This window comes from Seonamhaeicola sp. S2-3, from assembly GCF_001971785.1.
Taxonomy (GTDB): Bacteria; Bacteroidota; Bacteroidia; order Flavobacteriales; family Flavobacteriaceae; genus Seonamhaeicola.
On sequence record NZ_CP019389.1, the window covers coordinates 191,814 to 214,620 of the forward strand.

A 22,807-nucleotide genomic window follows, 5' to 3' on the forward strand; every position below is an offset into this window, starting at 1 on the left:
AAATTACAACGTTTTAGTATTGAGGAAAAATGATAAAAATCATGTTTTAATTTTATTTTTGATAAAATAAGGCTTTTTTTTAGATTTATTTTGTCATATTCGTATTTTGGGTGTGATTTTTAATACAGTAAAGCTAAATATTAATTTATCGGGGTAAATAATTGATTTTATGCACCTTAAAAAATAAAAACAATTTAAATCTTTTCTACTACTAGAAATAACATTTACTAAAGCTAACTAACAATGTATTTAATATTTTAGCTCCTAAATATATTATGTATATTTATTCAATAACTCAAGCCTATAAGCATTCAGTCAATAAGAAATAATTTTGAGGAAATAAAGAACAATTAAGTAAATGAATTTATTACTCTTGGCCATTGCGCCCGTTTGCATCATTATTTTATATGTATATTTTAAAGATAAATACGAAAAAGAACCTAAGCGCTTACTTTTATATAACTTTATCTTAGGTGCGGTTGTTAGCATTTTACTTACCACAGTTATTTATTTTGCAATTGATATGGTACTTGTACTTAATCACACAAGTATTTTTCAACAATTTATCAGGGCATTTTTTGTTGTAGCGTTAACCGAAGAATTCAGTAAGTACATAATAGTTAGATATGTTGCACAGCGTCATTCTGAATTTAACGAACCTTTTGATGGTATAATATATGCCGTTATGGTATCTATGGGTTTTGCCGCAACAGAAAACATTTTTTACGTTTTAGAAAGCGGATATCAAACAGCTATTTTAAGAGCTTTTACTGCTGTTCCTGCACATGCCACATTTGGTATTTTAATGGGATACTTTATGGGTAAAGCTAAATTTTCTAAAAATAGAGCCCAATTAAATTTAATGGGGTTATTACTTGCAATGCTTTTTCACGGCGCTTATGATTTCTTTTTATTTATAGATTTTATCCCAGGTATCTGGTTAGGTGCCTTAGCTTCTTTAATTGTTGGTATTCTTTTGTCTAGAAAGGCTATAAAAAGGCATCAAAAAAACTCAAATTTTAGGGTTTAAAACTACAACGCCTTTTAAGCGCAATATTTAAATAAAATTCTACTCTAATTTCTGTAAATAAATATCTAACACATTATGATTATATTTACTTAAATCAATTATTCTAATTATGGGCAAAATTTTCAAAACTAAGGTTAATAATGCTTATGATTTTGAAATAAGAAAAGAAGACGTATCTGCTTTAGATGCCTTAAATGTTTCAAAATCAAAATTTCATATTCTTCACAATAACAAGCCTTACAACGCAGAAATTGTTAAGTCTAATTTTAATAATAAAAGCTATCAAATTAAAGTTAACAACAACACCTATAATGTTAATATAATTAATGAATTAGATGTATTAATAAAAGAACTAGGGTTTACAATAGGTGCTACTAAACACGTTAATTCTATAAAAGCTCCAATGCCTGGGCTTATTTTAGATATTAATATTGACATTGGACAAGAAGTAAAAGAAGGAGATTCTTTACTAATTTTAGAAGCTATGAAAATGGAAAATGTAATTACCTCGCCAAGAGATGGTATTATTAAAACATTAACCGTTAACAAAGGAGAAACCGTTCTAAAAAACCAATTATTAATTGAATTTCAATAATTTATGAAAAAGATTCTTGTTGCAAACAGAGGCGAAATAGCCATTAGAGTTATGAAAACTGTACAAAAAATGGGTATTAAAACCGTTGCTATTTACTCTACTGCAGATAGAAACGCTCCACATGTAAAAATTGCTGATGAAGCCGTTTGTATTGGTGAAGCACCTTCAAATCAATCCTATTTACGGGGCGATAAAATTATTGAAATAGCAAAACAATTAAATGTTGATGCTATTCATCCTGGATACGGTTTTTTAAGTGAAAATGCCGATTTTGCAGAACTTACAGAAAAAAACAACATCATTTTTATTGGTCCACATTCAAAAGCCATAAAAATTATGGGTAGTAAATTAGCAGCTAAAGAGGCTGTTAAGCAATATAACATCCCAATGGTTCCAGGAATTGATGAGGCTATCACAGATGTTGAAAAAGCTAAAAATATTGCAAAAGAAATTGGCTTCCCTATTTTAATAAAGGCCTCGGCTGGTGGCGGTGGCAAAGGCATGCGTATTGTTGAAAAAGAAAGTGATTTAGAATCTCAAATGACACGCGCTATAAGCGAAGCTACCTCAGCATTTGGTGACGGTTCTGTTTTTATAGAAAAATATGTTTCCTCTCCTAGGCACATAGAAATTCAAATAGTTGCAGATAGTCACGGTAATATATTACACTTTTTTGAACGCGAATGTAGCATACAACGCAGACATCAAAAAGTTGTTGAAGAAGCCCCTTCATCTGTTTTAACGCAAAAGCTAAGATTAGAAATGGGAGAAGCTGCCATTAAAGTTGCTAAATCTTGTAACTATGTTGGCGCTGGTACCGTTGAGTTTTTATTAGATGCAGACCATAATTTCTACTTTTTAGAAATGAACACCCGCTTACAAGTAGAACACCCTGTAACAGAACTAATTACTGGCATAGATTTAGTAGAACTACAAATAAAAATAGCAAGAGGAGAAAAACTTGAAATAAAACAAGAACATTTAAAAATATGTGGTCATGCTATTGAATTACGCGTTTATGCTGAAGATCCGTTGAATAATTTCCTACCTAGTGTTGGCAATTTAAGTACTTACAAATTACCCGTTGGAAAAGGTATTCGTGTTGATAATGGTTTTGAAGAAGGTATGGATGTCCCCATTTATTATGACCCCATGCTTTCAAAATTAATCACCTACGGAAAAACAAGAGAAGAAGCCATTCAACTCATGGCAAAAGCTATTGAAAATTATCATATTGAAGGCGTAAAAACAACTTTACCTTTCGGAAAATTTGTTTGCAATCATGAAGCTTTTTGCTCTGGAAATTTCGATACCCATTTTGTTAAAAAATATTATTCACCAGAATACTTACAAAAAGAAACTAAAAATGAAGCTAAAATTGCTGCTTTACTTGCCTTAAAACAATATTTAGCAGATCAAAAAATACTAAAACTACCAAATTAGTAACTTATGGATTCTAAAATAGATAAACTAAAAAACCATATTGAACAAGCCAAATTGGGCGGTGGACAAAAACGAATTGATAAGCAACATGCCAAGAAAAAACTAACCGCTAGAGAGCGTATTGACTATTTACTTGATGAAGGTTCTTTTGAAGAAATAGGCATTTTAGTTACTCATAGAACCACCGATTTTGGAATGGATAAAGAAGTTTATTTTGGAGATGGAGTTGTAACAGGTTACGGTACTATTAACGGCAGGTTAGTATATGTTTATGCCCAAGATTTCACTGTTTTTGGTGGCGCTTTATCTGAAACACATGCAGAAAAAATATGTAAAATCATGGATATGGCTGTAAAGGTTGGTGCTCCCATTATTGGGTTAAATGATTCTGGTGGTGCTCGTATTCAAGAAGGAGTAAGATCTCTTGGTGGTTATGCCGACATATTTTACCGAAATGTTCAAGCCTCTGGTGTTATTCCTCAAATTTCTGCCATCATGGGTCCTTGTGCTGGTGGTGCAGTGTATTCACCAGCCATGACAGATTTCACCATTATGGTAGAAAACACTAGTTATATGTTTGTAACAGGCCCAAACGTAGTAAAAACGGTTACTAATGAAGAAGTTAGTAGCGAGGAATTGGGTGGCGCCTATACACATGCTTCAAAATCGGGTGTGGCTCATAAAACTTCAGCAAATGATATTGAATGCTTAGAAGATGTAAAAAAGCTACTTAGTTATTTACCTCAAAACAATACTGAAACTACTAAAAAGTTAGATTTTTCTCCTTCTGAAGAAATAAGAGATGTTCTATCTGATATTGTTCCAGAAACCCCTAATAAACCTTATGATATGCACGAGGTTATTACTGGAATTATTGATACAGATTCTTTTTATGAAATTCATAAAGATTATGCCGAAAATATTATTGTAGGTTTTGCCCGTTTAGGAGGTAGAAGTATTGGTATAATTGCAAATCAACCTATGTTTTTAGCAGGTGTTTTAGATGTTAAAAGTTCAAAAAAAGCTGCTAGATTTACGCGTTTCTGCGATTGTTTCAATATTCCTTTACTTGTTTTAGTTGATGTTCCTGGGTTTTTACCAGGCACAGACCAAGAGTGGAATGGCATTATTGTACATGGAGCTAAGTTATTATATGCTTTAAGTGAAGCCACTGTACCAAGAATAACTGTTATTACCAGAAAAGCTTATGGAGGTGCTTATGATGTTATGAATTCTAAACATATAGGCGCTGACTTTAACTATGCATGGCCTGGAGCAGAAATAGCTGTAATGGGAGCTAAAGGCGCCAGTGAAATTATTTTTAGACGAGAAATAGCTACTGCCAATAACCCTGAAGAAAAACTTGCTGAAAAAGAAGCAGAATATGCCGAAAAATTTGCTAATCCTTATAAAGCAGCACAACGTGGATTTATAGATGAAATAATACTCCCTAAAAACACTAGAAGAAAACTATTAAAGGCTTTTGCTATGTTGGAAAATAAAAAGGTTAATAAACCAAACCGAAAACATGGTAATATTCCTTTATAAAATAAAAAAGGAGGCTCCCTAACTAGCCTCCTTTTAATTTAACCTGTAATCGAATAAACTATTAAAGTTTATTACAATTAACTTCCTACACATTTATAATTTATCTCTCAACTAAATAAACTCTTTTATTTAGTCACAACCAAAATAAAACAATAATGTAGGCTCTCTTGCGAGAAATATATAATTGTCGATTAATAGCTTTGACAAATATCAATAAATAAAACAAAAAACATACAAATATCACTACGCACTTATTACGCACTTATGATATTTTATACATTTTACACGCTTTTATAACATATTATGAAGTTTACGCATTTGGCTTTTTAAAAGTTTGTGTTAAGTACTCTACAAGAGAAATTCCTTGTTTATTTAAGCCCATTTTCTTTGTAATTCTATAGCGTTTACTTTCAATAGCTCTAACTGAAGTGTTTAAGAAAACGGCTATTTCTTTGTTTTTAAAACCTACAGAAACATAGTAACAAATAATAATTTCAGAGTCATTTAATTTTGGATGAAGATTTTTTATTTTCTTAAAAAATTCCATATCAAAATTATTAACTAATTCTAAATGATTTTTACTTTCTTCTAGTAAGGTTGTAGAACTTAAATGCAACTCTTTGTAAAAGTCTTTTATTTTTTCTCTTTGTAAAACAACATCATCTATTGTTGCTATTGTTTTAACTTGTAATTTAAGTTGTGAGATATAATCTTCTAAACCCTGTACCTTAACTGCTAGTTTTTCGTTATTAGATTTTAAGTAGGTTAAATTTTCGGTTTGGTTACTTAAATAACTTAATTTTTGCCTTTGTTCTTTATAATAAATAAAATACGCAATACTAATTATAGAGATGAGACATATTAATAAAATTCCAAATACACCTAAGAAATTTTCACTTTCTTTTTTTTGTGTCACTTCATCTTTAATAAGTGAACGATTTATATGATAACTTACATCTATTAGATTTTTAAACATATCTTCTTGAAAAAACCTTAAAGAATCTAAATAAGCCTTAGACTTATCAATCTTTCCTGAAAGACTATATACTTTAGAACTAATTGTAAAATATGATTCTAAAGCATCATGTGACATACTTTTTTGGTTTATTCCAGCTTGTGACAAATAAAATAATGTAGAGTCTATCTGCTTTTTTTTATAGAATAATTCTGCGTAAGACAAATTAATATTAGCATCAAAAGAAGAATAGTTATAAGGATCAATAGTAGAATTATTTTCTAAAGATTTAAATTTTTCATAGTATTTATTGGCTTCTTCAAGATTATTAAGATATAGATAATTAGAAGTTAACATATATAACGCAAACATGTAAAAATAGACATCATCTTTAGTGTTTCTATATATATCTAATTTTCTTAATAATAAACCATTACATTTATCTATTTTTCCATCTAAAAAATGGGCATAAGCTTCTATTAATTCAACTTCTAAATTTCCATTTTTATAACCACTTAATTCGTAATATTTTTTTGCTTGCTCTAAATAAGAATATGCTGTGGAATCTTCATATACTATATAAATATTTGCAAAAAGTTCTAAACTTGAATCTCCTGCTACTTGATAGTTCTTTTCAATTTTCGCATATTTAAGTGCTAAAAGATAGTTCTTGTAAACTTTTGCTCTTTGATTAAGCTCATCATGAATTAAAGCTTTGACGGAATAATAATCTGCTATACTTCCCTCTATACTTGTTTCTAGAGGTTTTGGAATAGAGTCTAAAAACTGTAATGCTTTTAAAGCGTTTCCTCCTAGGTGATTATCGGCAGAATCTATAAGGCGCTCATAACTATTTTGGGCCTGCAATAAAAAAATTACAAGATTAAAAATAATAAACAGCCCTTTTGTTTTAATCTTGTTGTGGGGAGAACTAAACAAAAGAATACGGTTTTAAATAAAACAATCCTCAAATGTAAGATAAAATACACAATTTTCAGAATTTTATGAACACATTTAAGAATACTTTTTACTGTTTAAATAGAGTTACAAAACACAAACTAATAATAGATATAATTGTTACAGTTTTAGTGTAAGGTTAATTATTATAAATCTAATAATCGTCTATGATAATTTACTTGCCCTAAATGGTATGCCAAATGGGTAGAAAGGTGAATTAAAAAATGTTGAACAGTCATGTTATTTTTAAACACCTTAATTGGGTATTGTTCTTTAAAACTTTCTTCATTTAAATTTTTAAGAACTTTCTCAACCATTATAATAGTTTCCTCTATCTGATTAATTAATTCTTTTTTTGAAATACCTTTTATAGAAAACTCTAAATCTCTTTCCCTTATATAACCTGTATTACCAAGTACATTTCCTATAAAATGATTAAGATTACCTACTAGGTGTAAACATAAATTACCTGCTGTATTTTTAATGCCTTTTTTTATAATCCATAAATTGTTTTCATTTTTATAAGCATTAATCTCTACTTTTAAATTATTAAGATCTCGCGTTATTATTTTAATTAATGTTTCGGCTAACATAATACAGTTTTTAAATGGTAAAAGTAGAAGATAAAACAACCCGTGAAAATCAATTTAAAATTTGTGAATTCTTTAACGTTTCCTTCATCATATTAGCTCTAAAATAAATAATATTAGGCTAATTTTGCGCCATGCAAAATAACAGCCCCTTAAAATTTGAATTTGTTGCATTAATGGCATCTTTAATGTCTATTGTAGCACTCTCTATAGATGCATTACTTCCTGCGTTGCCACAAATAGGAAATCATATTGCTGTGGTTAACAGTAAAGATAACCAACTGTTAATTACCATGATTTTTTTAGGCATAGGAATTGGCCAGCTTATTTTCGGCCCACTTTCTGATAGTTTTGGAAGAAAACCCATTGTTTATGCTGGGTTTGCTTTATTTATTGTTGCTAGCCTTATATGTGTTAATACCAAAAGTTTTGAGCTAATGCTTATTGGCCGTATTTTACAAGGTGTGGGATTATCATCGCCTCGTAGTATTTCTTTATCAATGATAAGAGACTTATATGATGGCGATTATATGGCCAAGGTAATGTCTATTGTTGTTATGTTTTTTATTTTAGTACCTGTTGTGGCACCAACATTAGGACATTGGCTTATACAATTATTCAACTGGCAATCTATTTTCTATTTTAATTTAATTTTTGGTGTTTTAATAATGATTTGGTTTGCTATAAGGCAAACTGAAACCCTTCCAAAACAAAACCGAATTAAGTTCTCTTCTCATCTTTTTATAGATGGTGTAAAAGAATTTGTAAAACATAGAGAAGCCGTAGCCTTTACCTTTGTATCTGGTTTTATAACAGGGTCTTTTATGGTATATTTAAGTACCTCTCAACAAATTTTTCAGGAGCAATACAAATTGGCAGAAATGTTCCCTTATATTTTTGCAAGTTTAGCAGTTTCTTTAGGAGTAGCTACTTATTTAAATAGCAGACTGGTTGAGAGATTTGGTATGTGGCGTATGGCCTATACAGCTGCAATAGCTTATTCTGTTGTATCTCTATTGTACGTTATTCTATTTTACTCGGGTAAAAACCCTAGTATTTACGTTTTACTTATTTTTTTCGCATTGCAATTTTTAGCAGTTGGATTCCTGTTTGGAAACCTAAGAGCCATTGCAATGCAACCTTTAGGTCATATTGCTGGTATTGGTGCTGCTATAAATGGTTTTGTTAGTACTGTTATGGCTGTTCCTATTGCTAATTTTATAGGTAATTATGTTTCTTCTTCTGTGTTACCGTTGTTTATTGGGTTTTCCGTATTTGGAGTTTTATCAGTATTCGTTTTTGTTCTATTAAGAAAAAATGCAAAGTCTGTAAAAGCCTAATTCTTTTAGGAAGTTACTACCAGTTTGGTAGGATATTTAGTATTTTTACATTTTAATTAAATCAATTAAACTGATATGAAAATAATAGGTATTGGAAAAAATTATGTGAACGATAAATCTGAAATTGAAGCCATAAAAACGGGGTTTCAAACCATTTTTGTTAAGGCTAATTCAACCTTAGTTACCAATAACAAAAACATCCCTTTTCCTAAAATCACTAATCAACTTGTTTATGAAGTTGAACTGGTTGCAAAAATAGGAAAACAAGGTAAAGATATTTCTTTGGAAGACGCTACATCTTACATTTCTGAAATAGCAATTGGTATTGATTTTACTGCTAAAGATGTACTTACAAAAAGTAGAGATAAAAAAGGCCCTTGGGCACTTGCAAAAGGGTTTGACGGAGCTTCTCCTGTTTCTGAATTTAAACCTGTTTCTGATTTCCCGGAATTAAATAATATTAATTTCGATTTAAAAATTAATGGTGAATCTAGGCAGGTAGGCAATACAGATATGATGATTTATAATTTTGCCGAAATTATTGCTTTTGTATCCTCTTACATGACTTTAGAAGAAGGCGATTTAATTTTTACAGGTACTCCAGCATCAGGTGTTGGAGAAACGGCACATAATGATCATTTTCAAGCCTCTATTGAAGGAGAATTACTTTTAGATTTTAAAATGGTTTAACACCTTTTTATCTCATCATAAAACTAAAAAAGCTACCAATTGGTAGCTTTTTTATGCTTACATTTCAATTTAACTATAAAGCATTATCTATAATATCCTGTACTACTTCTGGATTTAATAATGTACTGGTATCACCTAAATTACTAATGTCTTTATGCGCTATTTTACGTAAAATTCGTCTCATTATCTTACCAGAGCGTGTTTTGGGCAAACCACTTGTAAATTGAATTTTATCTAATTTGGCTATAGGCCCAATATGCTCTGTTATAATTTGATTTATTTCGTTTCGTAAATTGGTTTGGTCTCTACTCTCTCCTGTATCTTTTAAAATAACATAGCCGTAAAGTGCATTTCCTTTTACATCGTGAGGAAAACCAACAATGGCTGATTCTACTACTGCTGGATGTTCATTCACCGCATCTTCTATAGGCGCTGTACCTAAGTTATGACCAGAAACAATAATAACATCATCTACTCTTCCTGTTATTCTATAGTATCCTACCTCATCACGTAAAGCACCATCACCTGTAAAATATTTATTTTCAAACGCCGAAAAATACGTGTCTTTATAACGTTGATGGTTTCCCCAAATGGTTCTTGCCATACTAGGCCATGGGAATTTTATACATAATCGCCCATCTACTTGATTACCTTTAATCTCTTCTCCATCTTCATCCATTAATGCAGGTTGAATTCCTATAAATGGCAAAGTAGCATAGGTTGGTTTTGTAGGTGTAACAAAAGGTATTGGTGATATCATAATACCACCCGTTTCGGTTTGCCACCAGGTATCAACAATAGGACTTTTCTTTTTACCAACATTATCATTATACCAGTGCCACGCCTCTTCATTTATGGGTTCTCCTACAGAGCCTAAAGTTTTTAATGACGACAAATCGTATTTATCAACCAATTCTGAACCTTGCTTAGATAAAGCTCTTATGGCTGTTGGTGCAGTATAAAACTGATTAATTTTGTGTTTCTCTACAATTTCCCAAAAACGTCCAAAATTAGGATAACTAGGAACACCTTCAAACATTACTGTAGTTGCTCCATTTGCTAAAGGTCCATAAACAATATAACTATGGCCTGTAATCCAACCTATATCGGCAGTACACCAGTAAATATCATTTTCTCTGTACTGAAATACATTTTTAAAAGTATAAGCTGTATAGACCATATATCCTGCAATGGTATGCACCATACCTTTTGGCATACCAGTAGAACCTGATGTATATAAAATAAATAAAGGGTCTTCTGCATTCATTACTTCAGCTTTACATTCTGCAGAAGCTTCATCTAACAGGGGTTGTAGCCATTTATCTCTTCCGGCTTCCATATGGATATCAGAATGAATACGTTTTGCAACTAGTACAGTTTCTACACAAGGGCAGTCTTTTAAAGCTTCGTCAACAATACCTTTTAAATCGATTGTTTTTTTACCACGATAAGAGCCATCACTAGTTAATACCATTTTACATTCAGAATCATTAATTCTTGTGGCTAAAGCTGTAGAAGAAAACCCTGCAAATACCACCGAATGGATGGCTCCTATTCTTGCACAAGCTAAAATAGCTACCGCCAATTCTGGAATCATGGGCAAATAAACACAAACGCGATCTCCCCTTTTAATACCTTGACCTTTTAAAACATTAGCAAATTTATTTACCCGTTCTGCTAACTCTTTATAGCTTATATGGATTGCAGGTTCGTTAGGATCATTAGGTTCAAATAAAATAGCTGTTTTATCTCCTCTAGTGGCTAAATGGCGGTCTATACAATTTTCTGTAATGTTTAATTGAGCCCCTTCAAACCATTTTATTTCTGGTTTAGAAAAATCCCAACTTAATACCTTATCCCATTTTTTTTGCCACATAAAATGTTCTTCGGCAATTTCTTCCCAAAAATTTTCGGGTTCTCTTACAGATTTTCTGTAAACTTGATAATATTCTTCTAAATGTTTTATGTGGTAATTACTCATTGTTTTATAATTAAATTTAACGTCAAAAATTTAGTTGTCTTCTAAAATAACTAATTTGATGAAAACTTACCAAGTTTTTCTACAAACAGCAGAAGACTATCTACATAGAATTAAGTTTTACATATTAATTTAATGATTAACGGCTTCCCCTGCTCCACTTGGAATTCTAATGTTTTCAACAATTTCCTGAACGTCTTCAGGGGGCGCTTTGGTAAATTTCATGATGGTAATTGAAACAATGAAATTAAGTACCATTGCCACAGTTCCAAATCCTTCAGGAGAAATTCCAAACCACCATTCACTTTTATCGGGGACAACATCATCAAACCATCCTAATTTATACTTAATCATATATAATAACATAGCTACAATACCTACTACCATTCCCGCAATAGCTCCTTCTTTATTCATACGTTTATAGAAAATTCCTAATATGATGGCTGGAAAAAACGAAGCGGCTGCTAAACCAAAAGCTAAAGCCACTACCGCAGCAACAAACCCTGGTGGGTGAATACCGTAATAGCCTGCTACAACAACAGCTCCTACTGCCGATAAACGTGCAGCAACTAATTCGCCTTTTTCTGAAATAGAAGGCTTAATAACTTTTTTAATTAAATCGTGAGAAACCGAAGCTGAAATTACTAATAGCAAGCCAGCTGCCGTAGATAAAGCTGCTGCTAAACCTCCTGCTGCTACTAAAGCTATTACCCAATTTGGTAATTTGGCAATTTCTGGGTTAGCTAATACCATAATGTCTCTGTCAACGGTTAATTCGTTTTTAGATGCATCGGCTACATATTGAATATTTCCATCATTGTTTTTATCTTCAAAAGTTATTAAACCAGTAGTTTCCCATTTTTTAAACCATTCTGGCATACTTTTATATGGTTTATTAGAAACGGTTTCAATCATATTAGTTCTTGCAAATACCGCCACTGCTGGTGCCGTAGTATATAGTAATACAATAAGCAATAATGCGATACCAGCAGATTTTCGTGCATCCCTAACTCGTTTAACTGTAAAGAACCTTACTATAACATGCGGAAGTCCCGCAGTACCAACCATTAACGCTAAAGTAATAGCGAATACATCTATAGTGGTTTTAGAACCTTCGGTATATTCAGAAAATCCAAGTTCTGTACTTAATCCATCTAATTTATCTAACAAATATCCAGAGCCATCTGTTAATTGGTCACCAAATCCAAACTGAGGAATAGGATTTCCTGTCATTTGAAACGAAATAAAAATAGCAGGTACCATAAAGGCAAAAATAAGCACACAATATTGTGCAACTTGTGTATAAGTGATGCCTTTCATGCCACCTAATACAGCATAAAACAACACGATGAGCATTCCTATAATTACTCCCGTATTAATGTCTACTTCTAAAAAACGAGAGAACACGATACCTACACCACGCATTTGACCAGCTACATAGGTAAAAGACACAATAAGTGCACAAAATACCGCCACAATTCTTGCTGTTTTAGAGTAATACCGGTCTCCTATAAAATCTGGAACAGTGAATTTACCAAACTTCCGTAAATAAGGGGCTAAGAGTAGTGCTAACAACACATAACCTCCTGTCCAGCCCATTAAATAAACTGCACCATCGTAACCAGCAAAAGAGATAATGCCCGCCATAGATATAAAAGAAGCGGCACTCATCCAATCTGCAGCAGTAGCCATTCCGTTTGCCCATGATGAAACACCTCCACCCGCAACATAAAAATCTTTGGTTGAACTTGCTCTAGACCATATGGCTATTCCTATGTAAATTGAAAAAGTAATACCCACTAAAATATAGGTCCAATCCTGTACAGCTATAGCTGAAATGAATAAACTATTTATCATAACCGTACTTTTTATCAAGTTTATTCATTAGGCGAACGTAAACGAAAATGATGACAACAAACACATACATAGAACCTTGTTGGGCAAACCAAAATCCTAGTTTGAAACCTCCAATTTTTATAGCATTTAATTCATCTTTAAAAATAATACCCGCACCGTAGGATACTAAAAACCAAATAGCGAGTAACAATAAAACATAGCGAATGTTTTCTTTCCAATAGGCTTTTGCCTTACTTTTAGTCATAATTTATTTAGGTTAGTTGATTTGCTAATATATAATGTGTATTAACAATTTTACACAAAACTTATACAAAAATTTTAATTTTCATATAATTTTAACGCCAATTATACATTATCTTAAATTAATTTAAGGATTTATGCTATCCTAAATTTGTATGCAATAAATTAAGGTTTCAAAGAAGCAATCTATTATTAAATAATCTTTAACTCTTTAAATAATTTTATTTATATTAGAAAAAACATCTTATTTTTAATAAAAATTAATGTTTAAAAATTTAAGATTTTTTTATCTTTTATTTAGACTTATTATAAATTTAGTTACTAAAAGCATGTTTTTTTAAAACATGATATTTGTAAGGTTTTGAATTTTATCATTTTGGTATTTTTGAGCCTGTAAAACTAAAAGAATCAACCAACTTGAATCTAAAAAGAAAAGAAATATTCCCTAACAAAAAGTCTAAATGGCGTCCTGTTGCTGTAGTTATGATTGGCTCTCTTATTGGCTTAGGTTTATTTATGGCAAAAGAAGCCTCTTTAGTTTCTTATATGTCTAACGATCCTCAGGCATGCGTTAACTGTCATGTAATGACTCCAATGTATAATAGTTGGATGCATAGTTCACACAGAGAATATGCTAATTGTAATGACTGCCATGTACCACACAATAATGTAGCTAATAAATATTTTTTTAAAGCAAAAGATGGTTTATTTCATGCATCAGTTTTTACAGCAAGAATGGAGCCCGAGGTTATGTTTATGAGAGAAGCTTCTCAAGAAGTAGTACAAAATAACTGTATACGTTGCCATGTACAACAAGTTACACAAACTAAATATGATGGATGGATAGAAGGCCATAAAGAAAATAGAACCGAAAGACAATGTTGGGAATGTCATCAAGAAATACCACATGGTACTGTTCATGGTATTTCTACTATAAGAAACAACATTGCTCCTATTCCTACAGACACTTTAACCACGGTTATTCCTAAATGGTTAAACAATCAAATAAAAGAAAAAAACTAATTAACAAGACCTGCAAACTTTAATCAGATGAAAAACAAAGTATTATTTATAGTAACTATAATTGTAGTTTTCCTTTTAGGGTTATTAGCCTCTAGTATTGTAAATAGAAAAAATGAAGCTAAATATAAATATGTTCCACAAGTAGAAATTAGCGAAAATGAACCCAGAAATGAAGAATGGGGGAAAAATTTTCCTGCAGAATACCAATCATTTTTACAAACTGAACAAGGCGACTTCACCTCATTTCAAGGCGGTAGTTCTATGCGAGACATGCTAGAAGAAGACACTCGTTTAGTAGTACTTTGGGCTGGTTATGGTTTTTCTAAAGATTACAGCCAAGGACGCGGACATCAACACGCCATTGAAGATATTCATAACACTCTTAGAACGGGAGGGCCTAAAGGAGAAGGTGATGGCCCTATGCCTGCTACTTGTTGGACATGTAAAAGTCCTGATGTACCTAGGTTAATGAATGAAATTGGTATTGCAGAATTTTACAGTGGTAAATGGGCAGATAAAGGTGAAGAAATAGTTAACCCTATAGGTTGTGCAGATTGTCATGATTCTAAAACCATGAAACTTACCATTACTCGTCCTGCTTTAGTTGAAGCTTTTGAAGCTATGGGCAAAGACATTAATAAAGCAACACACCAAGAAATGCGATCTTTGGTTTGTGCACAATGCCATGTAGAGTACTATTTTAATAAAAACTTACCAGGAAAAGAAGGTATACCTTATTTAACATTACCTTGGAAAAATGGTATGTCTGTTGAAGCTATGGAGAAGTATTATGATGATATGGACTTTAAAGATTGGACTCACAAATTAAGTAGAGCTCCAATGCTTAAAGCCCAACACCCGGGTTATGAAACCTATTTAACTGGCGTACATGCAGATAGAGGTGTTTCTTGTGCAGATTGCCATATGCCTTATAAAAGTGAAGGCGGACAAAAATTTACAGACCACCACATACAATCGCCTCTTAATAATGTAGCTAACTCTTGCCAAGTGTGTCATCGTGAAGAAGCCGAAAAATTAAGAGCTAATGTGTATGAGCGTCAACAAAAAGCAACCGAAAGCAGATTAAAACTAGAAGATGCACTTGTTAAAATGCATGTTGAAGCTAAAAAATGTTGGGATTTAGGTGCTACTGAAGAGCAAATGAAAGATATTTTAATGGATATACGCCATGCGCAATGGCGTTGGGATTATGCTGCTGCTTCACACGGGGCTACATTTCACTCTCCTGTAGAAATTGCACGTGTTTTAAATGGTGGTTTAGATAAAGCTACAGAAGGTAGAGTAAAATTAGCGCGTTTATTAGCAGAATTAGGTCATAATAAACCTGTTGAAATGCCAGACCTTTCTACTAAAGAAAAAGCACAAGAATATATTGGCTTAGATATGGAAAAACTAACTAAGGAAAAAGAAGAGTTTAAAGAAAACCTTTTACCTAAATGGTTAGAAGCTGCCAAAAAACGCGAAGCAACTTACGGAACTAACAAAGTTTCTGTAGCAAAATAACATAAAAATTTAATAACTAGTTAATAGTAAAAACTCTGCTTGAGTTAATAAAGATAATCTTTGGAGCACACCATACTTCAAAGATTATCTTTTTTCAAATAAAAATTTATGAACAAATTATATAAATTCTTTTCATCATCTACTTTAGCTTTAATCTTGCTATTAGTTTTTGCTATAGCTATGGCTGTAGCTACGTTTGTTGAAAACGATTATGGAACAGCAGTTGCATGGGCTAGTATTTATGATGCTTGGTGGTTTGAAATTGTTATGGTTGGCTTAACAATTTGTTTTATATTCAATATTGTTAAATACAAACTTTTTAGACAAGAAAAGTGGCCTATATTTTTATTTCATGTAGCATTTATAATTATTGTGCTTGGTGCAGGAATTACAAGATATACCTCTTATAGCGGTATTATGAGAATTAGAGAAGGTGCTTCTTCTAACATCATAATATCAGACACCAAACTACTAACAGCAACTATTACAGATGGTAAAAACGAAAAAACCATTCATAAAAAATTTAGTTTTTCTCCGTTACAGAATAATCATTTTGAAATAAACACTAATTTTCATGGGAAAAAAATTAGCATAACGTTTAATGATTATATTGCTGATGCTGCTCCAGAAGTGGTTACCGATAGTATTAACGGAACCCCTCTCTTAGAAATGGTTGCTACCTCTGGAAACGGACGAAATACACTCTATTTACAAAAAGGAGAAATTGAACGTATTGGCTTGCACCAACACGAAGTTGGTTTTGAATCTGATAAGGATAATATTATTAATATTTATGAAGAAAATGGATTATTTAAAATTAAATCACCTCATGATATTGACTTTTTTATAATGGCCAGTCAACAAGCTGGTAAAATAAAACAAGACACACTGCAAAATATTGTGTTACGAACACTGTTTCGCTCTGGTGATTTTTCATTTGTTCCAACGGCTTATCATCCATATGGAAAGTTTAAGTTAAAAAGTTCTGCTACATCTAAAACTGATAACGATAAAACTTTAGATGATGCCTTAATTGTTAATGTAAAAGTAGATAACCAACCCACACAAGAAACCAATCTTTTATACCGTGAAGGCTTTTTACCTATAAAACACGTAGGAGAATTTAATGATAATTTACAAGTTATTTTATCATATGGGTCTGGAGCAATTCAAACACCTTTTTCTTTAAAATTGAATGATTTCCAGTTAGAACGGTACCCGGGGTCTTCTAGTCCATCGACATATGCCAGTGAAGTAATGATTTTAGATGAAGACCAGCAAATACCTTATAGAATATATATGAACAATGTACTAGATTACAAGGGATACAGATTTTTTCAAGCTAGTTATGATACTGATGAAAAAGGCACTGTTTTATCTGTAAACCACGATAGTTTAGGTACATGGACAACTTATATTGGGTACTTTTTAATGGGTATAGGCATGCTTTTTACTCTCTTTGGCAAAACATCACGTTTTCAAATTATAAATAGGAAATTAAAAAAGTTGAAAAAACATACAACTATTTTTATTGCTGCACTAATTTCTGTTATTAGTCAAAAATCTCATGCTACAATAATTCAAGATAGTGTTCCAAAAATATCAATAGAAACACTAGTACAATCGCAACAAATTAATGAACAACAAGCTGAACTTTTTGGACGTTTGTTAGTTCAAGATTTAGACGGACGTATAAAACCAATAAACACACTCGCCTCTGAATGTATCAGGAAAGTTTCAAGAAAAGCGTATTTTAAATACCCTTCAAATAAAAAAACATTAAAGTTAAATGTTAACCAAGTATTTTTAGGAATGCATATGGCTCCACAAGTATGGCAACGCATTCCTATTATTAAAGCAGATACTGATAAAACAGGAGACTTACTTAATAATTTAGAAGTGGGTAAAAACGGTTTATATGCTTTTGTTGACTTTTTAAAAAGTGATGGTAGCTACATACTTTCTGAAGCTGCCGAAACCGCAAATAAAAAGAAACCTTCTGAACGGAATGAATTTGATAAAGAAGTTTTGAAAATTGATGAACGCTTTAATATACTTTATAACTTGTTTACGGGTAATTATCTTAAAATTTTCCCTAATAAAGAAGATACTAATAACACATGGCACAGTTACACTCATAACTTTAACGATTTTACAGAAGAAGATGGCCGTTTTGCAAAAACTATTCTGCCTGCATATTTTAATGATTTAAGTCAAAGACAATATAATGAAGCGTTTAAAAAACTTAATTATCTAAAAAAATATCAAGAGGTTATTAGTGCTAGTATCATCCCTTCTTCCGAACGTATTGAAGCCGAATTATGGTATAACAAAGCCAATATAAATTTTTGGTTGTTTCAAGTGTTTTTTACAATTGGCTTTCTGCTTTTAATAGTTTCTATTATTAAAATGTTTACGTTAAATAAAGCAATAAATATTATTTGGAATGTATTAATTTTACTTACATTAACTTCGTTTTTATTATTCACTTTTAACATTATTCTACGTTGGTATGTTGCGCAACACGCACCTTGGAGTAATGGCTATGAAATGCTTGTTTTTGTTGCTTGGTGTCTTTTACTAAGTGGACTAATAACATTTAGAAAATCAGACTTCTCGCTACCATTGGCTACGCTTTTTTCTGGTGCGTTACTTTTTGTAAGTTATTTAGATTGGTTAAATCCTGAAATTACAAACCTAATGCCCGTATTAAAATCGTATTGGTTAAAAATACATGTAGCTACCATTGTTAGCAGTTATGCACCTTTAGGGCTATCGGCTGTTTTAGGTATTATGGCATTATTACTTATGCTATTTAGAACTAAAAAGACAAAAACAATAATAGATTTAAAAATAAAGGAACTCACTTATATTAATGAGCTTTCTATGACTATTGGTCTATTTACACTAGCTGTAGGTACTTTTTTAGGTGGTGTATGGGCTAATGAAAGTTGGGGACGTTATTGGGCTTGGGATCCCAAGGAAACTTGGGCATTAATTAGTATTATTATTTACGCTATTGTATTGCATTTACGTTTTGTGCCTAAACTAAACAACTTTTACGTTTTAAATGTGGCTAGTATGTTTGCTTTTTGGTCTATTGTCATGACTTCTTTTGGTGTAAACTACTACTTATCTGGGCTCCATAGTTATGCCGCAGGAGACTCTGTACCTGTACCAAAGTTTGTATATGTTATATTTTTTAGCATGATATTAATTACAATATTAGTAGCTTTAAAACGCAAAAAACATCAAGCTGTTAAATAACTACAAATGATTAACTTAAAAAAATACAGCCTTTTAGCTTTGGGGTATTTTTTTCTTATAGCCTTATTAGGAGTACTACTTCGTAGTTTTAGTGTATCAAATTTTAACTTTAACTATAAATATGTGGTTCATACACATTCACATATAGCGCTTCTAGGATGGGTGTATACTGCTTTAATGATATTAATTTATAAATTATATCTAAATAACATTAGTATTAGCAAAAAATTCAAGCGTTTGTTTTGGGTTACCCAAATTACTATTTTAGGTATGCTTCTATCATTTCCTTTTACTGGGTATGCTTTCTTTTCTATATTATTTTCTACATTGTTTTTGGTAGCTTCTTATGCATTCTGCCATATGGTTTTTAAGCATACACCGCTAAAAATGAAACAAACTAATTCATATAAATGTGTTCAAATTGGTTTATGGTATATGGTCATATCTAGCCTTGGTCCTTTAGCGTTAGGTATTATTATGAGTACTATGGGTAGTGCCTCTAGTTGGTATAGAAATGCTATTTACTTTTACTTGCACTTTCAGTATAACGGTTGGTTTATTATGGCTCTTTTTGGTATTTTGTTTTACACGCTAAAGCAAAACAACATTCAGGTTTCAAATAATACTTTTAAACGTTTCTTTGTATTAATGAATATTGGAGTAGTATTAACTTTAGCAATTTCAATACTCTGGATGAAAGTCCACACTTATATCAATATTATAGCTGGTATTGGAGCGCTTTTTCAAATATTAGCATTTGGTATTTTAGTAAAAAGAATCATTACCCTAAACCATCAAATTAAACATTCATTTTCAAAAAACTACCTAAGCATACTTAAAATTGTTTTAATATTCTTTAGCATTAAACTTTTATTACAATTTACTGGAACTTTACCTTCTATATCAAGTACCATCGCTTCAAATATTCACTTAATAATTGGATATTTACATTGGATTTTCTTAGGTGTATGCAGCTTTCTATTATTAGGTTTTCTAAATTATTTTAAGTTTATTCAATTAACAAAAGGCTGTCTTAACTTCTATCTTTTAGGATTTTTATTAATGGAATTTGTAATCTTATACAACGGAATAGCCATTTGGAAAAACCTATATTTACCTGAAAAACAACCTTACTTTATACTAGCCTGCAGTGTAATTTTTTTATTTGCTTTAATGTATATATTCTTACTTCAGTTTAATACTAAAAAAATAAATAAACTAAAGAAAACGTAATAGTTAAAAACTTTATACAAAAACTTAAAAAAACCTGATATTAGTTAGCTTTTATCATTTATATCGGCATTAATTTTAGCATCTTAATCATTGCTTAAAAAAACCAGAATGAACACTACAATTAAACTTTTAACAGGTCTTCTTGTAATATTTACAGTAGCTTGTAACAAAACCCATAAAACAACAAGCCAAAACCACACAGAGGAACATCACTGGAGTTACCAAGGTGAAACCGCTCCTATTCATTGGGCCGAAATTGAAAAGAATTCTGATTGTGATGGAAATTACCAATCACCTATAAATATTATACACAAGGATGTAGATTCAGTAAAAATTAACGATGATTTAAAAATACTTTATACACCCGCTACTTTAATAAGTGAAGTTGAAAACAACGGACATTCTATTCAATTTGATTTTGAAGCTGGAGACTCCATAAATTACAAAGGAAAAACCTTTTACTTAAAACAAATTCATTTTCATGAACCTTCAGAACACAGAATTAACGGTATAATTTACCCTATTGAAATGCACTTAGTTCATGTAAGTAAAAAAGGGGAAATTACTGTTTTAGGCGTTTTAGGTGAAGAAGGCGAAGAAAGCCAATTGTTTGAGTTTTTTGAAAGTTTTTTACCGCTTAAAAATGGCGCTGTTAAAGAAATACATCAAAAAATTGATTTATCAAGTTTGTTTTTAGAAGACAAACATTATTACTCATACGATGGCTCTTTAACTACACCTCCATGTACTGAAAATGTGAATTGGATTGTGTTTAAAGAACCTATTATTTTATCGGTTGATGAAGTATTAAAACTTAAAAATAATATGCCTGTAAACAACTACCGTAATGAGCAAGCTTTAAACGGTAGAGTGGTTAATTATCACTATTAAACAATTAAAATATATGAATTATAAAGCCATAATTTTTGATTTAGATGGCACTTTGGTAAATTCTATACAAGATATAGCAGATGCCATGAACACAGTACTTAAAAAGCGTCATTACCCTACTCATAATTATGAAACCTACAAACTATTTGTTGGTAGTGGTATTAGAAGTTTGGTAATTAATGCTTTACCCAACAAAAACCCAAATGAGGCAGAAGTAGATGAATGCCTCTCTGAAATGATGCGGGTTTATAGCAACCATTGTACCATTAAAACACATGCTTACAACGGCATTTTAGAGTTATTAGACATTTTAAACTCAAAAAACTTAAAATTGAATATATTCTCTAATAAAGATGAAACTTTAACCAAAAAAGTAGCAAATGCTATTTTACCAAAATATTTTCATCAGGTTTTAGGGTTAACCACCGAAGCGTTAAAAAAACCAAATCCTGCTAAGGCTTTAAACTTAATTAATAATTTAGGCTTAAAGCCAGAAGAGGTCATATTTGTAGGCGATTCTAATATTGATATTCAAACCGCTAAAAACGCCAATATGCTAGCTGTTGGTGTTAGCTGGGGTTTTAGAGACAAACAAGAACTAACCAATGAAGGTGCCGATTATATTTTAGATAAACCTATAGAATTGCTTGATATATTATAACCCTTTTAAATAAGCTAAAACATTTGCTTCTATACGTTCTTGAATATTTGAAACATCGGCTTTTACAAAAGTTTCTCCGGTAATATTTTCATAAAGTTCTATGTAACGTTCTGAAACCGTTTCTATGTACTCATCACTCATAAAAGGTACGGTTTGTCCTTCTAAACCTTGAAAGTTATTAGAGATTAACCATTGACGAACAAACTCTTTACTCAACTGTTTTTGAGGCTCGCCTTTTTCTTGTCGTTCTTCATACCCCTCAGCATAAAAATAACGCGAAGAATCTGGGGTATGAATTTCATCTATCAATACTATTTTTCCGTCTTTAGTTTTACCAAATTCATATTTGGTATCTACTAAAATTAAACCTCTGGAAGCTGCAATTTCAGACCCACGCTTAAATAGTTTGCGTGTATAATCTTCTAGAACAACATAATCATCTTCTGAAACAATACCGCGTTTTAAAATATCTTCTCGTGAAATATCTTCGTCATGATCGCCCATTTCTGCTTTTGTAGCTGGTGTTATAATGGGTTCTGGGAAGGCATCATTTTCTTTCATACCTTCTGGCATTGGTACGCCACAAAGCATGCGTTTACCTGCTTTATACTCTCTTGCTGCGTGACCAGACATGTACCCACGAATTACCATTTCTACTTTAAAAGGTTCGCATAAATGCCCTACAGCTACATTAGGATCTGGTGTGGCTGTTAACCAATTAGGAACTAAATCTTCAGTAGCTGCCATCATTTTGGTAGCTATTTGGTTTAGTATTTGTCCTTTATAAGGAATTCCTTTAGGCATTACTACATCAAAAGCCGATAACCTATCGGTAGCAATCATTACTAATTGCTCATTATTTATGTTATAAACTTCTCGTACTTTTCCTTTATAAACACTTTTTTGTTTTGGGAAATTAAAGTTGGTATCTATTATTGTGTTACTCATTGTTTATTGCTTTTTGCTATGTGCTTTTAGCTTCTAG

The 22,807-nt window shown here is 31.5% G+C and carries 18 protein-coding genes; 12 read left to right on the plus strand and 6 right to left on the minus strand.

Annotated elements, in window-relative coordinates; all coding sequences use genetic code 11:
* Positions 1-358 precede the first annotated feature (358 nt).
* The 4 genes from BWZ22_RS00935 (at position 359) to BWZ22_RS00950 (ending at position 4,616) form a co-directional block, all read left to right on the plus strand.
* Entirely contained in the window at positions 359-1,030 is a 672-nt protein-coding gene (locus BWZ22_RS00935; protein WP_076697295.1) for a PrsW family intramembrane metalloprotease, read from the plus strand.
* A gap of 109 nt (positions 1,031-1,139) precedes the next feature.
* Positions 1,140-1,625 (plus strand): acetyl-CoA carboxylase biotin carboxyl carrier protein subunit, encoded by a 486-nt coding sequence (locus tag BWZ22_RS00940; protein WP_076697297.1) that lies wholly within the window; start codon positions 1,140-1,142, stop codon positions 1,623-1,625.
* A gap of 3 nt (positions 1,626-1,628) precedes the next feature.
* A complete protein-coding gene (accC, locus tag BWZ22_RS00945) occupies positions 1,629-3,068 on the plus strand; it encodes an acetyl-CoA carboxylase biotin carboxylase subunit (protein WP_076697300.1) in 1,440 nt (479 codons plus the stop codon).
* 6 nt (positions 3,069-3,074) lie between these two features.
* Positions 3,075-4,616: an acyl-CoA carboxylase subunit beta gene (locus BWZ22_RS00950; protein ID WP_076697303.1), complete on the plus strand. Its 1,542-nt coding sequence runs from the start codon at positions 3,075-3,077 to the stop codon at positions 4,614-4,616.
* A 310-nt stretch (positions 4,617-4,926) separates the two neighbouring features.
* On the opposite strand, the gene BWZ22_RS00955 is transcribed toward BWZ22_RS00950, so the two are convergent.
* Both BWZ22_RS00955 and BWZ22_RS00960 read right to left on the minus strand, forming a co-directional pair.
* Positions 4,927-6,438 carry a hypothetical protein gene (locus BWZ22_RS00955; RefSeq protein ID WP_157607874.1) on the minus strand — a complete coding sequence of 504 codons (1,512 nt, stop codon included), beginning with the start codon at positions 6,436-6,438 and terminating at the stop codon, positions 4,927-4,929.
* 236 nt (positions 6,439-6,674) lie between these two features.
* On the minus strand, positions 6,675-7,121 hold the full coding sequence (locus BWZ22_RS00960; RefSeq protein ID WP_076697308.1) for a DinB family protein: 447 nt from the start codon (positions 7,119-7,121) through the stop codon (positions 6,675-6,677).
* Positions 7,122-7,252: 131 nt separating this feature from the next.
* Here BWZ22_RS00960 and BWZ22_RS00965 point away from each other — a divergent pair, with 131 nt between their 5' ends.
* Together BWZ22_RS00965 and BWZ22_RS00970 are read left to right on the plus strand one after the other, a co-directional pair.
* Positions 7,253-8,458, plus strand: coding sequence for a multidrug effflux MFS transporter (locus tag BWZ22_RS00965; protein ID WP_076697310.1), 1,206 nt, complete (start codon positions 7,253-7,255; stop codon positions 8,456-8,458).
* A 75-nt stretch (positions 8,459-8,533) separates the two neighbouring features.
* Positions 8,534-9,148, plus strand: coding sequence for a fumarylacetoacetate hydrolase family protein (locus BWZ22_RS00970; protein WP_076697313.1), 615 nt, complete (start codon positions 8,534-8,536; stop codon positions 9,146-9,148).
* A 73-nt stretch (positions 9,149-9,221) separates the two neighbouring features.
* Here BWZ22_RS00970 and acs read toward each other — a convergent pair whose 3' ends face one another.
* The 3 genes from acs to BWZ22_RS00985 form a co-directional block, all read right to left on the minus strand.
* Positions 9,222-11,129 carry an acetate--CoA ligase gene (acs, locus tag BWZ22_RS00975; protein ID WP_076697315.1) on the minus strand — a complete coding sequence of 636 codons (1,908 nt, stop codon included), beginning with the start codon at positions 11,127-11,129 and terminating at the stop codon, positions 9,222-9,224.
* Between the two features lie 129 nt (positions 11,130-11,258).
* Positions 11,259-12,956 (minus strand): sodium:solute symporter family protein, encoded by a 1,698-nt coding sequence (locus tag BWZ22_RS00980; protein WP_076702204.1) that lies wholly within the window; start codon positions 12,954-12,956, stop codon positions 11,259-11,261.
* Between the two features lie 16 nt (positions 12,957-12,972).
* Entirely contained in the window at positions 12,973-13,227 is a 255-nt protein-coding gene (locus tag BWZ22_RS00985; RefSeq protein WP_076697318.1) for a DUF4212 domain-containing protein, read from the minus strand.
* A gap of 413 nt (positions 13,228-13,640) precedes the next feature.
* Here BWZ22_RS00985 and nrfH point away from each other — a divergent pair, with 413 nt between their 5' ends.
* From nrfH to BWZ22_RS01015, 6 genes are all read left to right on the plus strand, one after another.
* Positions 13,641-14,246, plus strand: coding sequence for a cytochrome c nitrite reductase small subunit (gene nrfH / locus BWZ22_RS00990; protein WP_076697320.1), 606 nt, complete (start codon positions 13,641-13,643; stop codon positions 14,244-14,246).
* Between the two features lie 27 nt (positions 14,247-14,273).
* The gene (gene nrfA, locus BWZ22_RS00995; RefSeq protein ID WP_076697323.1) at positions 14,274-15,770 is read left to right on the plus strand and encodes an ammonia-forming cytochrome c nitrite reductase; all 1,497 of its coding nucleotides are present in this window, start codon (positions 14,274-14,276) and stop codon (positions 15,768-15,770) included.
* Positions 15,771-15,878: 108 nt separating this feature from the next.
* Positions 15,879-19,037, plus strand: coding sequence for a cytochrome c biogenesis protein CcsA (gene ccsA / locus BWZ22_RS01000; protein WP_076697325.1), 3,159 nt, complete (start codon positions 15,879-15,881; stop codon positions 19,035-19,037).
* A 6-nt stretch (positions 19,038-19,043) separates the two neighbouring features.
* Positions 19,044-20,270, plus strand: coding sequence for a hypothetical protein (locus tag BWZ22_RS01005; protein ID WP_076697328.1), 1,227 nt, complete (start codon positions 19,044-19,046; stop codon positions 20,268-20,270).
* A gap of 108 nt (positions 20,271-20,378) precedes the next feature.
* Positions 20,379-21,161, plus strand: a complete 783-nt coding sequence (locus BWZ22_RS01010; RefSeq protein ID WP_076697330.1) for a carbonic anhydrase — start codon at positions 20,379-20,381, stop codon at positions 21,159-21,161.
* 13 nt (positions 21,162-21,174) lie between these two features.
* Complete coding sequence (locus BWZ22_RS01015; protein WP_076697333.1) at positions 21,175-21,822, plus strand: HAD family hydrolase; 648 nt, start codon at positions 21,175-21,177, stop codon at positions 21,820-21,822.
* Here the strand turns inward: BWZ22_RS01015 and BWZ22_RS01020 are convergent.
* Positions 21,817-22,770 (minus strand): phosphoribosylaminoimidazolesuccinocarboxamide synthase, encoded by a 954-nt coding sequence (locus tag BWZ22_RS01020; protein WP_076697335.1) that lies wholly within the window; start codon positions 22,768-22,770, stop codon positions 21,817-21,819. The genes BWZ22_RS01015 and BWZ22_RS01020 overlap by 6 nt on opposite strands.
* Between the last annotated feature and the right edge of the window lie 37 nt (positions 22,771-22,807).

What these genes read in the sequence shown, in the direction of transcription:
- nrfA (WP_076697323.1), top strand. Translation starts at nt 14,274, where the DNA reads ATGAAAAACAAAGTATTATTTATAGTAACTATAATTGTAGTTTTCCTT.
- acs (WP_076697315.1), bottom strand. Translation starts at nt 11,129, where the DNA reads ATGAGTAATTACCACATAAAACATTTAGAAGAATATTATCAAGTTTAC.
- BWZ22_RS00985 (WP_076697318.1), bottom strand. Translation starts at nt 13,227, where the DNA reads ATGACTAAAAGTAAGGCAAAAGCCTATTGGAAAGAAAACATTCGCTAT.
- BWZ22_RS00935 (WP_076697295.1), top strand. Translation starts at nt 359, where the DNA reads ATGAATTTATTACTCTTGGCCATTGCGCCCGTTTGCATCATTATTTTA.
- BWZ22_RS00970 (WP_076697313.1), top strand. Translation starts at nt 8,534, where the DNA reads ATGAAAATAATAGGTATTGGAAAAAATTATGTGAACGATAAATCTGAA.
- BWZ22_RS00965 (WP_076697310.1), top strand. Translation starts at nt 7,253, where the DNA reads ATGCAAAATAACAGCCCCTTAAAATTTGAATTTGTTGCATTAATGGCA.
- BWZ22_RS01010 (WP_076697330.1), top strand. Translation starts at nt 20,379, where the DNA reads ATGAACACTACAATTAAACTTTTAACAGGTCTTCTTGTAATATTTACA.
- BWZ22_RS00940 (WP_076697297.1), top strand. Translation starts at nt 1,140, where the DNA reads ATGGGCAAAATTTTCAAAACTAAGGTTAATAATGCTTATGATTTTGAA.
- ccsA (WP_076697325.1), top strand. Translation starts at nt 15,879, where the DNA reads ATGAACAAATTATATAAATTCTTTTCATCATCTACTTTAGCTTTAATC.
- BWZ22_RS01015 (WP_076697333.1), top strand. Translation starts at nt 21,175, where the DNA reads ATGAATTATAAAGCCATAATTTTTGATTTAGATGGCACTTTGGTAAAT.
- BWZ22_RS00950 (WP_076697303.1), top strand. Translation starts at nt 3,075, where the DNA reads ATGGATTCTAAAATAGATAAACTAAAAAACCATATTGAACAAGCCAAA.
- BWZ22_RS01005 (WP_076697328.1), top strand. Translation starts at nt 19,044, where the DNA reads ATGATTAACTTAAAAAAATACAGCCTTTTAGCTTTGGGGTATTTTTTT.
- accC (WP_076697300.1), top strand. Translation starts at nt 1,629, where the DNA reads ATGAAAAAGATTCTTGTTGCAAACAGAGGCGAAATAGCCATTAGAGTT.
- BWZ22_RS01020 (WP_076697335.1), bottom strand. Translation starts at nt 22,770, where the DNA reads ATGAGTAACACAATAATAGATACCAACTTTAATTTCCCAAAACAAAAA.
- BWZ22_RS00960 (WP_076697308.1), bottom strand. Translation starts at nt 7,121, where the DNA reads ATGTTAGCCGAAACATTAATTAAAATAATAACGCGAGATCTTAATAAT.